Raw genomic sequence first — 18,787 nt, 5'->3', positions numbered from 1 at the left:
TTAGTAGGGTTTTTATTATCATAAACTCTTACTAAAGATCACATAAAATTCTATCTTTAGCAAAAAGAATTGTTAAAGTATTAGAATCAAAAAATTAATCGATTATGATTGATCAAATATTTGTTTGGATAGGTGCAATTGCTTCAATAATAGGTTTGGTTACCTCGTATCTATTTTTTGTAGATCGAAAACTAAGTAAAAACAAAAGCCTATACTTATTAATAAGAAGTTATACAAAAGAAAATAGAGCAAAGCTTTGTGAAAAAATATTAAATGATTATTCATATAAACATTACAGTTCTTCACATCATTTAATCGCTAAGAAAAATTGGTTTCCTGAAACGCCTATTAAAGTTGAAGAGCGACTTATTACATTTGGTGAAAGCAGTAACGATACTCTTTTGAAAATTCAAAAATTTTCTCAGTTCCCTACAAACGAATCTGGTATCAAATGTAAAAGAATGTCTGAAGCAGTTGAAAAACTTGAAAATCCAAAAAAGTTTGAAAATCGCCAACACTATCGTCTATTAAATTATGAGAATACTTCTCATCCCATTTTCATGTATTCGAATCAAAAAGCTTCTTATTTTGACAAAATAGATTACGGAAGCTTGTTAGAGTTTGAATATGCTAGAAAACACTACTTAAAACAACATCAAAAATTTTCCTTTGCTAGACTTAGGTTTAGAAATAAACTTAAAAATGCTGAGAATATAATGGATAAAGTAAAGGTTTTAACAGGAATAAGTACTTTAACTTTATTACAAGACGGTGATGAACTAAGGTTTATTATGCATCAACGAAATAATGTTGGCTATGCACAGGGGGTTTTTCATGTGGCTCCTGCAGGTGAATTTCAACCAGAAACAGATACTCCAGAGAGGTTTTCTTTAGATTTTTCTTTTTGGAAAAATATCATGCGTGAATATGCTGAAGAAATTGGAACAATTGAAGAACTTGATGGTAATTCTGGTTTTAAAACTGATTATTCAAAACCTCCATTCAGTTTAATGCAAAAGGCTATTGATGAAAATAAAGCTCAATTATTTTATTTAGGTTTTGGATTAGATCCTTTGTCTTTACAAGGAGAAGTTTTAACGGTTTGTGTATTTCAGCATGACACTTTTAAGCATATTTTTCCCAACATCGTTGATAAAAATTCTGAAGGAACTTTATATACTGAAAAAGAAAAGTGGGGTGTTCCTTTTACAAAAGATGTTGTAGATAGTTATATCAACAATAATACTTTACAAGCTGGAAAAGCTATTTTGGAGCTTGTATGGAAATACAGAGATCAAATTAGGATTTCCTAATTCTCTTTAAAATTGATTAATTTTTTATGACGTGTTAAGATGGAGTCTTTTTTCTTCTTAGTTTTCTTTTTTCCATCTTTCTTTTTCAATCCAATTTTCTGAAGGAGTTCTGATAATGTATTAAAGTTTACTTGGTATGACAATCCTATTCCTTGCGTATATCCTTCCTCTTGAGCTGAATATTGAATTTCATTTTGCCTATTAAAAATTACACCTCTAAAATTACCCGACTCATTTAAAAGCACTTCTACTTTTACCTCTCCAACTACACTTGATTGTGTTTGAGTTCCTACTGGAACCCCAACTTTTCCATTGATAATTACATTCTTACTAAGGTTCGTAGAAACTGTAAGACCTACTTGATTTCTTTGATTTATAGCACTTTCTGGATTCTGCGTAGAACTTCCACTATAATCAATTCCTACTTTAAGGGTATTGCTACTAATAATATCCGACAATAAAGATCCAACAATATTTGATGTTGTACCCGTTAATAAATCTACTCCATCTATTCTTGCATTTTCTGGACTAGTAAAACTTCCTAAAGCCAATAAAGAAGCAAATTGTCTCATTTTTGAATTAATATCATTGTCATTCAAAACAAAATCTAACTCTGAATTAATTGTAGATTCTGTATTTGGAATCTGAATATCAAACTCTTGAGTTGAATTAAACAAGCTACCAGATATCTTAGTTATAAGTTCTACATCAACATCACGATTGGAGTTGAAGTTTTCTAATAATACAGCTGGATTTGCTCTTGTTGTATACACTGCGGTTACATTTAAGTTTGCTTCGTAAGGGTTACCGTCCCAAGAGATTGTACCTCCACTTAAAATCTTAAAGGGTTTATCTATAATTCCACCGTATTTTAAATTATAAAATCCATTATCAATTGTAAAATCGCCAAACATATTAAACTTACCACGAGTATTTATTTCTATTTGTAAATCTCCCGTACCACTACCTCTTAATTCACTTCCATTTTCCTCATCTATAACTACTTGAGCAATCGCATCTTTTGTTACTTCTAAATTGATATCGAGATCTACACCTTCTATTGCTTCAATAGCTAATTCCTTTTGTAAATCTTCAGCCTTCTTTTCTGATTTGAAATGGATTAATCTATAGGTATCTACAGACGCTATATCTTTTAATGGAATTACAAAAAGTGTATTAGGCATAGTCTTCGCATTCACATTAATTATAATATTAGATGTTAAACCATAAATACCTGCATTTCCACTTATAAAGCCAGTACCATAATACAATGCTTCTTCTGAATCTTGAGTATCTAAAACCAGTAAATTTTCTGAATCTATTTCTAAATTTAAAGACCATAAATTGAAATTCTGATGCGTAATGGCTCCATTTAAAGTTCCAATTGTTTGATGCTTTGTATCTCTAAGTCCAATATTATTAAACTCAAAGGATTGATTATTTAGGCCTATCGTTGCGTCTCCATCAAAATCATAATCTACATTTAGGTATGGGAATTTTAACCCAGCATCTTTTAAAACCAAACTACCATCCATGTTCGGATTCCTCAAGAATCCTTTCAAAGTAAAATCTCCAGAAGCAGAACCTCTTACACTGGACAATACATCTTCTCCTAATGGACTAAAAGCATTTAATTCAAAATCTTTCATAAACACCTGAAGATCTATTTCAGGGCGAGATTTAGAAAAATCTAATTCTCCGGTAGCATCAATACTTTTAACTCTTTCTCTTTCTAAAGAGAAATCAACTTTGTATTTTTCGTATGAATTTTCACCTTCTACATTTAAAGCTAGATCTCCTTGTTTGAAATCATTGATTTGAAAATCTTTTACCGTTAATGTTCCTTTAGGGCTTAAAAGACTGTCTCTTTGAGCAAAATCTATAATACCGCTTAACTGTCCTTGTAAAGACAAACTATCTACTTCGGGCAAGAAGCTTTCAAGAGATACTTTCTTGAATTCTGCTTGTAAACTTTTATATGTTGAATCTCTTAAAACTCCTTTGAATTTGATTTCTTGATCTTTTGATTTTAGTAAAAAGGGTGAAAAGACATATTCATCTGTTTTAAAATCAAAAACAACTTTGTTGTCTTTGTTGTCTTCTGGGTTGATACTCCAGTCATTATTCTTGAAATTAAAATTAGATTTCTGAATTCCTAATACCGATTTCTTGGCTTCATTAATTGTAAAATAGAAATCCATATTAAAATCTTCTTTCGACAAATCTCCTCCTAAAAATGTTGATTTGAAGTAAAGCGTGTCATTCTGTCTTATATTAACTAAGTTGAGTTTCTTTAAGTTATAATAAGGGGTACTAACATTTTTCGCTGTCAGAAACGAATCATATGGAAGTCTTGGGTTTTTATTATCTGTTCTTAATAAGAGTGTATCTATTGTATTTCCATAAGCTGTAATTCTTGGGGATGAAACTGTTAGTTTTAAATGATCATTATCGGCTTTAATTCTTCCTTTAATTGTAGTGTTAGGAGCAATAGATACTTCTGGAAAGAATATTTCAACTATTTGATTATAAATAGTAAAATCAAAATTTAAAAATTGATGAGGCTCAACCTTGTAAGGATTATAGTTTGAATAAATACTTCCTAAAGCATTTTGTGTTATTGACAATAATTCTTCAAATTTAAAATCTCCTTTCAACTCCCCTTTTACAATATCTTCAGAATCGATTCTAATGTTTTTGATCCCATCTTTTTTTGTTGAGAAAATTAAAAACTGTTTGAATGGATAGGTATCTTTTTGGTTTTTATACTTTATGTTTTTAAAGTTGGCAACACCCACCATATCATTCAATGTATTACCACTTATATCTAAATCTATAACTCCTTCTAGTTCAGAAATACTATCTCTTGTATATAAATTTGTTTCACGTAAATCTGCATAAGTGATGTTTGCATTAAAATCAAATTGATTAACATCATCAGATATGTCGGCAAGACCATCAAACTTCATCTTTAGATTTGGGTCGTTCACATCTAACTTACCATCAAATAAATTGTTGGCATAGTTTCCGTTTACAGATATATTTTGATATTCATATCCATTAAACTCTAATTTGGAAACTTCACCTAATAAAGTAGTATTGATATTGTCTATGCGAAAGCCTTTACCTTCTATAACTTCTCCTTTGAAAGTAATATTCCCAAACAAAGGGTCATTAAAGAATTTTCCAACATTAAAGTCCAACAACTCTATTTCTCCTTCATAAGTAGCCTCGTCTATATCATCAAAATTTTCTATTTCTAGGTCTGTAACAAAGGATCCTACCTCAGAATCTATATCCAAAGTAGCCTCTATATCTCTTGGTGTTAATTTTGTAAAGCCGGATAAGGAAAATGCACCTAGTCTTCGAAATTCGGTTGGCAAAGTTTTTCCTAATAAATTGGGCAGAATATTCTTAAGTTTAAAATAATCTGCTGTGACATATTCTAAATCGCCAGTAAAAAAGAAATCTTCTTGACTCACAGCGTTGATAAAGTTTAGATCGCCATATATTTTTATGCCTTTATCAGAATTCAACCTTAATTTAGTTGCAGAGAAGTTATTAAGTGAACCGTGGAGCTTGGTCGTAAAATGCAATACATCGTTTCCATTAAGTTCATTGTACAACTTCTTTAAATCAAGTACAGATAAGTAACTTTTATCAAATACCGCATCTAATTCAACTAATTCATTGAAGTTTCCTAAGTTTTCTCTTTTATAGTCAAATCTTATTTCAGCTTTTAAATAAGAATGGGGTGTTTTAACAATTGTGTTTTTAAACAACATCGCTTCTTTAGAATACGCAAAATCAGTTTTCAAACTTGTAACCTCAACTCCTCTATTATCTGTAAAATACAAACCTCTTATTTGAGTAGAAACATTGGGACCTTCTATCTTAAAATCTTGAAGATTCCCACCACCATTATAGGCAGCAAAAGCCAAAGAAACTTTATCGTTTTCATTTTCTTGCCTAAAGTTTAAGTTTTCGAGATAAATATTTGAAGTTCGTAATAAGAAAACATTTGATGTAGAATCTCTTGGATTATTATCTTCAAACTTATCCGTAAAAACCGTTAAGTTATCGTCTTCTTCTCCTTTGTATGTTTTTAAATGAAAGTTTATCCCTTTCATAGAAACACTTCCTAAATCGACTTGATTATCTAAAACTCTTTTCGCATTCAACAAAGAAGTTCTCAACCTATCAACAAATATCAAAGTATCTTTATGATGGTCTCTTATTTCAATTTCTTTCAAAGCTACGGTTCCTAAGAGAGATAGATCAACTTTTTTAATTATGATATCCGTTCCAAAGTCTTCATTGATATTCTTTGTAACAATACTAGCAAGCTTAGTTTGAACAGCTGGAATGGAAAAAATAATGACAAGAAATAATAGAAAAAGCACAATGTACTTTAACCATTTTAATACTATTTTTCCAGCTTTTTTGATATACGATTCAGTTAATATTTCCCCTTACAAAAGAAGTAACGCAAAAATAGAGCCTTTCTATACAAAGTACGGTAAAATTAACAAACTATTAAATTTCTGAATTAAAAATAATCCAACAATAATTTAATAGTTAATTTTGCCCATCGAAATGAATGCACAAAAAAAAATATACATTTTAGGAATAGAATCGTCTTGTGATGACACGAGTGCTTCAGTAATTTGCGATGGTGTTGTATTGAGTAATGTGATTGCTAATCAAGAGGTTCATGCGCAATATGGAGGTGTAGTTCCAGAACTTGCATCAAGAGCTCATCAACAAAACATTGTTCCTGTTGTACAACAAGCCATCGAAAAAGCGGGCATTAAAAAAGAAAATTTAAGTGCTATTGCTTTTACAAAAGGTCCAGGATTAATGGGCTCTTTACTTGTTGGAACTTCTTTTGCAAAATCATTAGCCTTAGGGTTGAATATTCCTTTAATAGATGTAAACCACATGCAAGCACATGTTTTGGCTCATTTCATAAAAGAAGAAGACTCTAAAACCCCATCTTTTCCTTTTATCTGTTTGACTATTAGTGGTGGACACACTCAGATTGTTAAAATGAATAGTCACTTTAGTATTGAAATTTTAGGCGAAACTATTGATGACGCTGTAGGTGAAGCTTTTGATAAATCTGCAAAAATATTGGGTCTTCCCTATCCTGGCGGACCTTTGGTTGACAAATATGCTCAACAAGGAAACCCTAAAGCTTTTTCTTTTACCAAACCTAAAGTTGGCGATTTGGATTTTAGCTTTAGTGGTTTAAAAACTGGAATTTTATATTTTATTCAAAAAAATGTAAAAGAGAATCCAGATTTCATCAAGGAGAATTTATATGATATTTGTGCTTCTATTCAGCATACCATTATAGAAATCTTAATGGATAAGCTAAAAAATGCTGTGAAACTAACAGCTATTAAAGACATAGCGATAGCTGGTGGTGTTTCTGCTAACTCTGAAATCAGAAAACGTTTAAAAACAGCTGAACATCATTGGGGATGGAATACCTACATTCCTAAATTTGAATATACTACTGACAATGCTGCAATGATTGCCATTACTGGTTATTTGAAATATTTAGAAAATAATTTTTCTGAAATTTCTACGAGAGCTGAAGCTCGTTTGAAAGTTACTGAATGATATAAAAAAAGCGAACTTTTTAAGTTCGCTTTTTTTTTAATATCTAGCAGATTTCTTTCCTAGTGTTTTAATAGAGCAACCTATTGCTCTTGTATAAGTTTTTTCTGGTTTCTTTCCAGCTAATAAAGCATCAACAGCATCCTCAACAAATTTCTCTTTTACAGCATTAGGGTTCCTAGAACTATCATCAATAGCACCTATGTATTCTACAATATTCTTTTTCCCTTTTTTACTTAAGATGTATACATGCGGTGTTTTAGTTGCACCGTACTTAGGATATACTTTTTGACCTTTGTCAAACAAATAAGGAAATGTAAATCCTTTTTCTTTTGCTCTAACTTTCATAGACGCCATATCATCGCCACTTTTAGCAGCTGGATCATTAGGATTGATGGCAATTACAGGATATCCTTTCTTTTTATATTTCTTGTCTAATGCTATAATTCTATCTTCGTTAGCAACAGAATAAGGACATGTATTACATGTAAATACAACAATAAATCCTTTAGCCTTTTTATAATCTGCTAAAGAAATCATTTTGCCATCTACATTTTCAAGTTTAAAATCCGTAGCTACGTCACCTACTTTGTATCCTTCCTTATCAGGGCCTATTGTAAATGCAGTTGCAACAGCAAAAACTGCAAGGACCAATAATGTTTTGATTGTTTTCATGATTCTTAATTTATAAATGATTCTATTTCGTTTTGTAATTCTTCTTCCGTAAACGATTGTTCGTAAAATTTACGCTTTTTTTTGCTATAGATTAATGTAGCAGGCAAAGCCCCACTCCATTTCTCGCTTATATTTGCAATCCAATACTGCTCATTTGGATCATCAAGCAGTACTACTTTCGATTCTATTTTTTTCTTCTCAACAAAAGGGATGAGTTTTGATTCTTTTTTCTTTGGAAAATCTAAGCTTACTAAGAGTACTTCTACATTGTTACTCTTATATTTTTTATTCGCATTTTCAAAGTAAGGCAATTCTTTTACACAAGGTGCACACCATGTAGCCCAAAAATTCACAACGTATATCTTATCGTCTTTTTTATTGAGTAAAGGTTTTAGATCATCATAATTAAGTGTTGGAATATTGGAGTTAAAAGTAACATTAGATTCCACTTCTTTACTCGCAACTTCTGTAGAGTTTATATTCTCTTTTTTACAAGAGAATATTACAAGAGTAAAACATAGGTATAAAAAAAAGTTCCTCATAGTGTATAAAAATACAAAATAAGAAACCTCTTTGTAATGTTATTAACGAAATCTTAACAGCTACTAACCAAATAGGTCATTTAAAACTTTTGCTAAACGTAATCCGCCTTTTTGTAATTGTGACTTTACTGTTGCAAAATGATCATACATATAGCGATAACTTAATTTCTCATCTTTTTTAGCAGAAGCATAAACTTTCATTGTAATAACTCGAGTTTCGTTTACCCAGTCTAAAACAGATCCTTTTTGAATGGCTTTCTTTTGATTCTTTGAAAACTTATTTAAGTTAGATGTGAGCTCTGAATAACTCATTCCAAAAGATTCAATCATTTTTGTATCCCAAACCGAATGTAAATTTGTTTTGTTCCAGAACCATTCTACCTTAATAGCATTTCCTCCTCTATCTTCCGATCTTCCTATATGTAATGGCTGATGTAAATCACCAACCAAATGAACCAACATCTTCAAATAGAATATCTTATCCTCTTTTGTTGCATTTGGGTCTGAAATTACTTCTTGACATTTCTTTATTCCAGTTATAAGATCTCCTTTAGGATTTTTTTGTGAAGCTTCATAAGATTCTCCATCTTTAAAGTTCACATAATGCCAAGGCTTGTATTTATCATATCTCCTATCAGATTTAATTTCATCAGCATACGTTGATAAAAGTGCTAAACCTTCATTACCAAGTAACTTCTTTAAGTTTCTCTTTGCTTTTTTAGTTAAATTCTTATGCGCTATTTCGCCTACAACTCTATGTCCTGTTTGTCCCCAAAACAATTCATTATCATTTGCAAACACAAATAAGCTTACAAATAAAAATAGGATAGTGATTTTAAATTTCATTGTACTAGTTTTTGATTTCTCTGTTTGCTAAGTTATGAAATATGTGAAACGAAAATTTGGAAATATTAAAAAATATTTTATATCTTTACGATATCATTTTGATATCACTTTAAATTAATTAAACATGGAAGCAGAAAAAATAATAAAACCCGCCAACGGTTATCTAATGTTGGTCATCTTTTTAATACTTTTCTTTGGAAGTATCGCAATGATGATAAAATATGAGAACCCTATCTATGCAATTACAATTGCTTTAGGAATCTTAATGCTTTTCGGATTCATTTTAGTCAACCCGAATACATCTAAGGTTATTCTTTTATTTGGAAAATATGTAGGTACAGTAAAAAAGAATGGTTTGTATTGGGCGAATCCTTTTTACACAAAAAAGAAAATTTCATTAAGAGCTAGTAACTTTGATAGCGAACGTTTAAAGGTAAATGACAAATTAGGAAACCCTGTCATGATCAGTACTATTTTAGTATGGAGAGTTACCAATACTTTTAAAGCTGCTTTTGATGTAGACAACTACGAAAATTTTGTAAGGGTTCAAACAGATGCAGCTGTAAGAAAGTTAGCTAGTATGTATCCGTATGATAATTTTGCCGATGAAGGACATGAAGAAGATATTACGTTACGTTCTAGCGTGAATGAAGTAAGTGAAGCTTTGGAAAAAGAATTAGAAGAACGACTATCTATAGCTGGTATTGAAGTTCTAGAAGCTAGAATTGGATATTTAGCTTACGCACAGGAAATTGCGAATGCTATGTTAAAGCGTCAACAAGCAACAGCTATTGTAGCTGCAAGACATAAGATTGTTGAAGGAGCTGTTAGTATGGTTGAAATGGCTTTGGAAGAATTAAACAAGAAAGACATTGTTGATTTAGATGAAGAAAGAAAAGCAGCTATGGTAAGTAATCTTATGGTTATTTTATGTGGAGACAAAGAGGCTTCACCAGTATTAAATACCGGAACTTTAAATCATTAAAAATCTTTCTTAAAGAGGTTATAATACACTATATAATGAAAAGAGTACCAAAAAATACTGGAACAATATTAGCCTCAACAATAGCTCTAGGTTCTGGAATTGGAACATCTATTGGGTTAGTAGTAGATAATCTTCCTTTAGGTATATCTATTGGAATGTTACTAGGAGCTGCTTTAGGGCTAGCATTGAACATCAATACTAAAAAAGAGGAACACTAAAACTTATGAAAGAATATAAAGTAATTAATTGGAAAATGGGGCTTTCTAGAAATAATGAAAAATTAGAAGACACGTTAAATCAATATGCAAAAGCAGGTTGGACTGTAAAGCATATTGCAGAAAATTCTGCGAGAATAGTTTTCGAAAGAGATAAAAACAGGTAAATGAGAATATTTAAAGAAGAACAACGGTTTACACAAACATGGTTAATAGTTTTAATGACTATGAGTATCCTTGTACCTATCATTTTAATCATTAAAGAATATACATCTGAAAACAGTACAATGAGAACTGTAGAATTTGTATCAACTTTAGGAACAATCATTGGAGTTACACTACCAATTTTCTTCTTTAAACTCATTACTAGAATAGACGAAAAAGGAATACACTATCGTTTTTTTCCATTCCATAGAAAGTTTAGAACTATTCAATGGTCTGATATTGCCGCGGTTTATGTTAGAAAATATGATGCAATTAGCGAGTATGGCGGTTGGGGCTTCAAAGGTGGTTTTAGAAAGAAGAAAGGAAGAGCCATTAACGTAAAGGGAGATATTGGAATTCAATTGGAATTAAAAAGTTTCAAAAAGATTTTAATAGGAACTCAAAAAGAAACTGAAGCAAAAAAAGTGCTTCAGAATTATGAATACAAAGTAAACCTAACAAAAGAAAAATAGTAAAGAAATGACAAGAATCATAACATATTTAATGATCTATGTAGCTGGAATGACAATTTCTTATGCACAGGTAAAATCTGAAGATTTTCTTATTAAAAATGGAGATATAGAATTACCAGGCACATTAACCTATACAGAAAAAGCAAAAGACCTAGTAATATGGGTTCACGGTTCTGGAGATGTAGATAGGAATGGCAATCAAAGAAGTGCTAATATAAAAGCAAACTATATAAAGCAATTAAGAGACGAGCTCAATAAAAATGATATTGCTTTTTTTAGTTATGATAAAAGAACAGCGAATCCAAAAAACGCTGCGTTTTTAAAAGATATTGTTTTTGATAACTTGGTAGATGATGCTAAAAAAGTAGTGAGTCATTTAAAAGACAAGTATGAATATAAAAGTATCACTTTAGTAGGCCACAGTCAAGGATCATTAGTAGCTATGTTAGCTAAAGAAGGTGTAAACAAATACATATCACTAGCTGGTCCTGCAGAATCAATAGATCAAGCAATTGTACGTCAAGTTACCAATCAGAATGCTGAAATAGGAAAAAAAGCTTCAGAACATTTCAAAGAACTCAAAGAAACTGGAGACGTAAAAAATGTAAATCCATATTTGACAAGTATATTTGCAAAACAAAATTTTCCATTTATTAGAAATTGGATGTCTTACAATCCAACGGAAGAAATTAAGAAAGTAACTATTCCAACGCTTATTATCAATGGAGATAAAGATATACAAGTTACTGTAGATGATGCAAAAGCATTACACGAAAGTAATTCCAATGCTAGACTAGTAATTATTGAGAATATGAATCATGTTTTAAAGATTATAGAAAAAGATTCAGACAATCTTCCTTCATATTACTCTCCTGATTTTAAACTTTCTGATAAACTTGTAAAAACAATTACCGAATTTGTAAAAAAATAGATCATGGCTAAGAAAAAAGCGTTTGCTTTACGACTTAATGAAGAAATGTTAAAAGCCATTGAAAAATGGGCGTCAGATGAATTTAGATCTACCAATGGTCAAATTGAGTGGATGCTTATGAAATCATTAAAGGAAGCCAAAAGAGAACCTAAAAAGAAAGACGAGTAAAATACTCGTCTTTCTTTTTTATATTTATCTCAAAATAGAATCATTTATGTCTGAAGAGAAGGAAGACAAAACTTCAAAAATCAATTGGTCCTCAGAAAAAATAATGAGTATTTCAGCTCTATTTGTTAGTGCTATTTCTCTTTTTGCGCTTTTCTATCAACTCAATTTAGCTAGAGAAGAAAATGAATTGATTAGAAAACAACAAAGTGCTAGTGTTTTACCACATTTAAGTCAATGGTTTAGCAATACTAATGATGGTTTTAAAGTAATCTTTGGAAACAAAGGCGTAGGTCCTGCATTTATAAAACAGGTTAAACTAGAAATTAATGACACTGTATTTTACAATACTGATCATTTAATCAATTATTCTCTTCGTCAGATTTATAAAAACGATAGTATTTCTATACCCGCATCAACAAGTACATTTAGTGAAGGATATGTCTTACCCGCAAATGATGTAATTGAAATTTTGGTTGTTAAAAAACCCGAACATATCAAAATCTACAGAAATTATCTAGCCAAATCAGAGCTAGATTACACAATAACTTATGCAGATGTATATGGAGCAGAATGGATTCTAAGTAACAAAAACGACAATAAGGTTTATCCTGTTCCTAGCAGATAATCATATCTACAGAATACTGTTTATTAAGATTTTCTTAAGATTTTTTAAAAAGTGTAACTTGTACCTTTAAAGCTTTTAAAGTCAACTAACAACTTACACATGAGAAAATTTATTTCCCTTTTATTTTTATTGATCTCCTTTACACTCTTTTCTCAAGAGTTTTCAATGGATTTGGTCAAAAACATGAAACCAAGAAATATCGGACCTGGAGGTATGAGTGGCCGTGTTACTGCCATAGATGTTGTACAATCCAACACCGATATTATGTATGCCGGAACTGCTTCAGGTGGATTATGGAAATCTACTTCAGGAGGTATCAAATGGCAACCTATTTTTGAGAAAGAAGTAACTGCCTCTATTGGAGCCGTTGCTATCCAACAATCCAATCCAAGTGTTATTTGGGTAGGAACAGGAGAAGGTAATCCTCGTAACAGCTTAAACGGTGGTTATGGTGTTTTCAAATCTCTTGATGGTGGAAAATCATGGAAATCTATGGGGCTCGAAAAAACGCGTCATATTCATAGAATTATTGTAGACCCCACCAATCCAAACACTGTTTATGTTGGAGCTATAGGTTCTCCTTGGGGAGAGCATAAAGAAAGAGGTGTATACAAAACTACCGATGGTGGAAAAACATGGAAACAAATCCTGTTTAATAATATCAAAACCGGAGCTGCTGATTTAGTAATGGACCCTTCAAATCCTAACAAACTTATAGCAGCAATGTGGGAGCATAAACGCGACCCATGGTTCTTTAAATCTGGAGGAAAAGGAAGTGGTTTATATATTACTCATGACGGAGGTGAAAACTGGAAAAAGATTACAAGTAAAGAAGGCTTTCCAAAAGGTGAGCTAGGAAGAATTGGAGTTGCTATTTCTAGAAGCAATCCAAATGTAATTTATGCCTTAGTAGAAGCCAAAAAGAATGCCTTATATAAAAGTGAAGATGGAGGGTTTAAATGGAGAAAAATTAATGATAAAGCAGGAATAGGAAATAGACCTTTCTACTACTCAGAAATTTATGTAGATCCACAAAATGAAAATAGACTCTATACTGTCTTTACATATGTAAATGTATCTGATGATGGCGGAAGAAGCTTTCGTCAACTAATGCCAGCCTATGGTGTTTCTAATGGTGTTCACCCAGATCATCATGCTTGGTGGATTCATCCAAAAGATGGTTCTTTTATGATTGATGGAAATGACGGTGGTTTAAACATTACTCATGACCATGGTAAAACTTGGCGTTTTATAGGAAACCTGCCTGTGGCTCAGTTCTACCATATCAATGTAGATAACGAATATCCATATAATGTTTACGGAGGAATGCAAGATAATGGTTCTTGGAGAGGACCTGCTTATGTATGGAAAGCTCAAGGAATAAGAAATTCTTATTGGCAAGAAATTAGTTTTGGTGATGGATTTGACGTAGTTCCAGATAAAGATGATTCTCGTTTTGGTTGGTCTATGAGTCAGCAAGGTTTTGTAAGTAGATACGATTATTTAACTGGAAATAATTATACGGTTCGTCCTACGCATCCAGATCCAAAAGTAAAATTGCGTTTCAACTGGAACTCTGCAATTAATATTGATCCTTTTGACAATAGTACTATTTATTTCGGTAGTCAGTATGTTCACAAATCAACAGACAAAGGACTTACATGGAGCGTAATTTCTCCTGATTTATCAACAAACGATAAAGAGAAACAAAAACAATCCGAAAGTGGTGGATTGACTATGGACGCTACAGGAGCTGAAAATCATACAACTATTTTAGTTATAGAACCTTCTCCTGTTGAACAAAATATGATGTGGGCCGGTACAGATGACGGACAAATCCATTACACACAAAACGGAGGTGCTACATGGACAAATGTGAGCAATAACTTACCTGGATTACCAGCTAATAGTTGGATTGCGCAAATAAAAGCTTCCAACAAGAATAAAGGAGAAGCTTTGTTAATTGCTAATGATTACCGAAGATTTAACTACACTCCGTATGCTTATAGAACTAAAGATTACGGAAAAACATGGACTCGTATTGTAGATGAGAATGATGTAGAGAGTTATACATTAAGTATTGTTGAAGATCCAATAAATGCAAACTTATTGTTCTTAGGAACTGATGATGGTTTGTATATTTCTTTAGATGCTGGAAATAAATGGACAAAATGGACTTCTGGGTTCCCAACTGTTTCTACAAAAGACCTTGTAATTCAACCAAGAGAACATGATTTAGTTATTGGAACATTTGGTAGAGCTGCATGGGTTTTAGATGACATCAGGCCTTTACGAGCAATGGCAACTGGAAATGTTTTAACCAAGAAGTTACAATTGTTTGATCCTCCTACAGCATACCAAGCTGCCTTCCAACAACCAACGGGAAGCAGATTTGGAGGTGATGCTATGTATCATGGTGAAAATAGGCGTTTTGGAGCAACAATCTCTTATTACATTAACAGACCTTCAGCTAAGAAAAAAGAAGCAGAACCCAAAGGAAAGAAAAAGAGAAGAGGCAGAAAGAAAAAGAAGGAAGAACCAAAACCTAAAGTTGAAGAGAAACCAAAAGTAAAATACGATTCTATTAAATTAGAAATTTATGATGGAACTCGCTTAATACGTACTCTAAAAAGAAGAGCTCCTAAAGAAAATGGAATTCACAAGATGTATTGGTTTATGGATGAAAAAGGAGTTGCTAGACCTTCAAGATCAACCAGAGCTAGAAGAGGTGAACCAGGAGGTGTTGGCGTAAAACCTGGAACTTACAACCTTAAAATGTATTTTGGAGATCAAATCTCTGAAAGTAAAATTAAGGTAGAATTTGATCCAAGACTGAAAATGTCTACAAGCGCTATAAACGATATATACAACACTAGCAAAGACATGGAGAAAGATCAAAAATTGATGGCTGATGTTGTAAAACAACTCGTAGAAAGTAAAAACATAGCAAACGGATTTAAGTCTAAACTATCTAAAGAAGATAAAAAGAAGTACAAAGATCAAATCAAAGCTTCTGGAGGAATTGTTAAGAAAATTGACAAACTAATTGCTGCTTTCTTAGGAAAGATTGATAGACGACAAGGAATTACAAGAAATCCTGAAGTTACTGTTAATCAGAGATTCTTTACTGCAAGAAGATATGTAGGTAGTAGATATGGAAATATTACGGCTACAGAGCGTCAATTAATTAAGCAATATAAAGACGCTATGAATGATGCTATTAAGAATGTGAATAGTTTCTTTGATAAAGACTGGAAAGACTATAAAGGAAAAGTTGAGAGTATTACTATCTCTCCTTTTAAGGAAATTAAAAAATTCTAAAAATAAAAAGCGGAGCATAGCTCCGCTTTTTTTATGAATTGATTTTCTTACATTAGCGAAAATCAAAAAATTATGGACCAACCATTTTTCACTAATGACGCTATTGTATTTGGAATCTTAATGATTTCTTTAGGCTTTGTTTTTTATACCGAATCTCGTACAACCGGGTTCTGGCCTAAATTCTACAAAATTGTTCCAGGGTTATTTATGGCTTATTTCATCCCTGCAATTTTTACTACTGTAGGAGCCATAGCTCCAGAATGGGAAACCTCCAATTCCACTGGAGAAATTATAAAAAGTAAATCTCAACTCTATTATGTAGCTAGTAGATTTTTACTACCAGCAGCATTAGTTTTAATGACTTTAAGTATAGACTTGAAAGCGATTTTTAATTTAGGTTCCAAAGCTCTAATCATGTTTTTTACTGGAACAGTAGGTATTATAATTGGAGGTCCAATTGCCATTTTACTTATTTCATTAGTTTCACCAGAAGCTGTTGGGGGTGCTGATTTTGATGCAGTATGGAGAGGTCTTTCTACTATTGCTGGTAGTTGGATTGGCGGCGGAGCCAATCAAACAGCAATGCTTGAAATCTACCAATACAATCCAACTAAATATGGTGGGATGGTCTTTGTAGATATCGTAGTAGCCAATATTTGGATGGCTATTCTTTTGATAGGAATTGGCAAAAAAGATAAAATCAATAAATGGTTAAAATCTGATACTTCTGCAATAGAACAATTAAAAGAAAAAGTTACTAAATTCACACAAAGCGTTAAGAAGAATCCAACTTTAACCGATTACATGATTATCTTAGCTTTAGCTTTTGGAGCAGTTGCTATTGGTCATTTGGGAGCTAAATATTTAAGCACTTTTTTCAGCGATCTTATATCAGGAATAGAATCCAATATCACTAAAAACATTTTTACTTTCCTTGGATCTCAATTCTTTTGGTTAGTTAGTATTGCCACCTTAATTGCTATTTTCCTTTCTTTTACAAAAGCGAAAAATTATGAAGGCGCAGGTGCTAGTAAAATAGGAAGTATTTTTATTTACATTTTGGTGGCCACTATAGGAATGAAAATGGATTTAGGAATGATATTTGACAATTGGAGTTTAATTATAATAGGTATTGTATGGATGTCTATTCATGCTGGTTTATTAATCCTTGTTGCTAAATTAATCAAAGCACCATACTTCTTCTTAGCAGTTGGTAGCCAAGCAAATGTTGGAGGTGCTGCCTCAGCTCCTATAGTTGCGTCAGCTTTTCATCCATCGTTAGCAACAGTAGGAGTTTTACTTGCTGTATTCGGATATGCGATAGGAACAATTGCTGCAATCGGATGTACGATTTTGTTAGAATTAGCAGCTCCTATTTAAATAGAAATCTGCATATTTGCAGCCTAAAGTTTTAAAGATAATGAAGAAATTATTTGCTATCTGTTTATTGTTCCTAATCTTTGCTTGTTCTAAAGAAAAGAAGCAAGGAAATATGATTGTTCAGGGTCAAATTAAAGGCCTTAAAAAAGGAACACTGTATTTACAAAAATTAAAAGATACCCTGGTTGTATCTGTAGATTCTATTTCATTATTAGGAAAAGATGAATTCCTATTATCTGACAATGTAGATTCGCCAGAAATGTACTACTTAACTTTTGATGGCAATACTTCTGAAAAGAGAATCATTTTCTTTGGAGAGCAAGGAACAATTACTATCAATGATGATGTAAAAAGATTTGGTTTAAACACAAAGATTGAAGGATCTAAAAACCAAAAAGTATATGAAGATTATCAAAAAATGACCAGCAAATTTCAAGGAAAACAATTAGATCTTTTTGAAGCTAACTTTCTAGCTCAAAAAGAAAAAGATGTTAAAAAATCTGATTCGCTAAGAAAATTATCTGAAGATTACTTGAAAAGAAGATACTTGTACTCCATCAACTTTGCTTTGAATCATCCAGACGATGAAGCCTCAGCTTATATTGCTCTTACAGATTTAGCTGATGCAAATGTTAAATATTTAGACACCATCAATAAATCTTTATCTGAAAGAGTAAAAGCATCTTTATACGGAAAGAAATTAGCTAAGTTTATCGACAAAATTAAAAACCAAGAAGATCAACCTTAAACAGCTCTTTTTAACTGATCTAGTTTAAAGAAATGTTGAGCTATATTTTTAGGAGGTATAATTAATTTCAACGTAGTATAATCTAACCATTGTAAATCTGTAATTAAAGTGGCGCAAAGCTCATTTTTTGCATTGTAAAAATCTATATATGTTTTTACAACACTCTTTTGAGTATAGGTTCTCTCAAAATTTAAACGAACAGTAAATAATTCTGTAAACATTAAATGTTTTGTATTTTGTAATTGGTCATTGCTCTTTTGCCATCCAATTTTTAATGAATTCAATTTCAATCTTGGAAATCCTTTTTCTAACAAGTAAGCCTCTATTAATTTTGAAGAATAGGATACATATGCAAAGTTTTGCATGATCATAAAATCATTTACATCTTCTCCTTTTACTTTATAATTTCTTGTAAACATTTCAAACTTTTTTAGGCTTTACAAAAACAGTATGTCGTCTAGGGAAACGACAATACTGTCTTCATCTTTTTTAAACAACCACTTTTCAACTAAGAAAATCATATGGGAATGATTCTTCTTAAAACCAAAATGATACTGTAAATAAAAATCTTAATTCTTATAATCTAAAATAGAAGTCGCTAAAGCGGAAAAAATAGTCCTAAAAAGGAAAATTTTGTTAAAAACATGCTTTCAGTCTTAAAGTTCTACCAATTTTTAATTTGAACTCTAAAAAATTAAGTAGCTTTACATTAGTTTAAAAAATTCAATTTAATTAG

The 18,787-nt window shown here is 31.6% G+C and carries 17 protein-coding genes; 12 read left to right on the top strand and 5 right to left on the bottom strand.

The window, feature by feature from the left end:
• Positions 1 to 104 precede the first annotated feature (104 nt).
• Complete coding sequence (locus AAON49_RS11360) at positions 105 to 1,313, top strand: hypothetical protein (RefSeq protein ID WP_349554689.1); 1,209 nt, start codon at positions 105 to 107, stop codon at positions 1,311 to 1,313.
• Here the strand turns inward: AAON49_RS11360 and AAON49_RS11355 are convergent.
• The gene (locus AAON49_RS11355) at positions 1,310 to 5,716 is read right to left on the bottom strand and encodes a translocation/assembly module TamB domain-containing protein (protein ID WP_349554687.1); all 4,407 of its coding nucleotides are present in this window, start codon (positions 5,714 to 5,716) and stop codon (positions 1,310 to 1,312) included. The two genes, AAON49_RS11360 and AAON49_RS11355, sit on opposite strands and share 4 nt — an antisense overlap.
• Before the next feature lie 193 nt (positions 5,717 to 5,909).
• On the opposite strand from AAON49_RS11355, the gene tsaD reads away from it, so the two are divergent.
• The gene (gene tsaD / locus AAON49_RS11350) at positions 5,910 to 6,941 is read left to right on the top strand and encodes a tRNA (adenosine(37)-N6)-threonylcarbamoyltransferase complex transferase subunit TsaD (protein WP_349554686.1); all 1,032 of its coding nucleotides are present in this window, start codon (positions 5,910 to 5,912) and stop codon (positions 6,939 to 6,941) included.
• Between the two features lie 36 nt (positions 6,942 to 6,977).
• Here the strand turns inward: tsaD and AAON49_RS11345 are convergent, their stop codons facing one another.
• The 3 genes from AAON49_RS11345 to AAON49_RS11335 form a co-directional block, all read right to left on the bottom strand.
• The gene (locus AAON49_RS11345) at positions 6,978 to 7,613 is read right to left on the bottom strand and encodes a thioredoxin family protein (RefSeq protein WP_349554685.1); all 636 of its coding nucleotides are present in this window, start codon (positions 7,611 to 7,613) and stop codon (positions 6,978 to 6,980) included.
• Between the two features lie 5 nt (positions 7,614 to 7,618).
• On the bottom strand, positions 7,619 to 8,155 hold the full coding sequence (locus tag AAON49_RS11340; protein ID WP_349554684.1) for a TlpA disulfide reductase family protein: 537 nt from the start codon (positions 8,153 to 8,155) through the stop codon (positions 7,619 to 7,621).
• 63 nt (positions 8,156 to 8,218) lie between these two features.
• Positions 8,219 to 9,001 carry a S1/P1 nuclease gene (locus AAON49_RS11335; protein WP_349554683.1) on the bottom strand — a complete coding sequence of 261 codons (783 nt, stop codon included), beginning with the start codon at positions 8,999 to 9,001 and terminating at the stop codon, positions 8,219 to 8,221.
• A gap of 124 nt (positions 9,002 to 9,125) precedes the next feature.
• Between AAON49_RS11335 and AAON49_RS11330 the strand changes: the two genes are divergently transcribed.
• The 10 genes from AAON49_RS11330 (at position 9,126) to AAON49_RS11285 (ending at position 18,051) form a co-directional block, all read left to right on the top strand.
• Positions 9,126 to 9,986, top strand: coding sequence for an SPFH domain-containing protein (locus tag AAON49_RS11330; RefSeq protein ID WP_349554682.1), 861 nt, complete (start codon positions 9,126 to 9,128; stop codon positions 9,984 to 9,986).
• 35 nt (positions 9,987 to 10,021) lie between these two features.
• Positions 10,022 to 10,204, top strand: coding sequence for a glycine zipper domain-containing protein (locus AAON49_RS11325; protein ID WP_349554681.1), 183 nt, complete (start codon positions 10,022 to 10,024; stop codon positions 10,202 to 10,204).
• Positions 10,205 to 10,209: 5 nt separating this feature from the next.
• Positions 10,210 to 10,368: a DUF4177 domain-containing protein gene (locus AAON49_RS11320; protein ID WP_349554680.1), complete on the top strand. Its 159-nt coding sequence runs from the start codon at positions 10,210 to 10,212 to the stop codon at positions 10,366 to 10,368.
• Positions 10,369 to 10,878 carry a hypothetical protein gene (locus AAON49_RS11315; protein ID WP_349554679.1) on the top strand — a complete coding sequence of 170 codons (510 nt, stop codon included), beginning with the start codon at positions 10,369 to 10,371 and terminating at the stop codon, positions 10,876 to 10,878.
• A gap of 7 nt (positions 10,879 to 10,885) precedes the next feature.
• A complete protein-coding gene (locus AAON49_RS11310) occupies positions 10,886 to 11,809 on the top strand; it encodes an alpha/beta hydrolase (protein ID WP_349554677.1) in 924 nt (307 codons plus the stop codon).
• A gap of 3 nt (positions 11,810 to 11,812) precedes the next feature.
• Positions 11,813 to 11,977: a type II toxin-antitoxin system antitoxin gene (locus AAON49_RS11305; protein ID WP_349554676.1), complete on the top strand. Its 165-nt coding sequence runs from the start codon at positions 11,813 to 11,815 to the stop codon at positions 11,975 to 11,977.
• A 46-nt stretch (positions 11,978 to 12,023) separates the two neighbouring features.
• Positions 12,024 to 12,602 carry a hypothetical protein gene (locus AAON49_RS11300; protein ID WP_349554675.1) on the top strand — a complete coding sequence of 193 codons (579 nt, stop codon included), beginning with the start codon at positions 12,024 to 12,026 and terminating at the stop codon, positions 12,600 to 12,602.
• A 99-nt stretch (positions 12,603 to 12,701) separates the two neighbouring features.
• A complete protein-coding gene (locus tag AAON49_RS11295) occupies positions 12,702 to 15,923 on the top strand; it encodes a WD40/YVTN/BNR-like repeat-containing protein (protein ID WP_349554673.1) in 3,222 nt (1,073 codons plus the stop codon).
• A gap of 72 nt (positions 15,924 to 15,995) precedes the next feature.
• Positions 15,996 to 17,303 carry a DUF819 family protein gene (locus AAON49_RS11290; RefSeq protein ID WP_349554671.1) on the top strand — a complete coding sequence of 436 codons (1,308 nt, stop codon included), beginning with the start codon at positions 15,996 to 15,998 and terminating at the stop codon, positions 17,301 to 17,303.
• Between the two features lie 40 nt (positions 17,304 to 17,343).
• Positions 17,344 to 18,051: a DUF4369 domain-containing protein gene (locus tag AAON49_RS11285; protein WP_349554669.1), complete on the top strand. Its 708-nt coding sequence runs from the start codon at positions 17,344 to 17,346 to the stop codon at positions 18,049 to 18,051.
• On the opposite strand, the gene AAON49_RS11280 is transcribed toward AAON49_RS11285, so the two are convergent.
• On the bottom strand, positions 18,048 to 18,470 hold the full coding sequence (locus AAON49_RS11280) for a hypothetical protein (RefSeq protein ID WP_349554668.1): 423 nt from the start codon (positions 18,468 to 18,470) through the stop codon (positions 18,048 to 18,050). The two genes, AAON49_RS11285 and AAON49_RS11280, sit on opposite strands and share 4 nt — an antisense overlap.
• Positions 18,471 to 18,787 lie beyond the last annotated feature (317 nt).

The sequence above is a fragment of the Pseudotenacibaculum sp. MALMAid0570 genome, assembly GCF_040151415.1.
Classification (GTDB): domain Bacteria; phylum Bacteroidota; class Bacteroidia; order Flavobacteriales; family Flavobacteriaceae; genus Polaribacter.
This window is presented reverse-complemented; position numbering and strand designations above follow the sequence as displayed.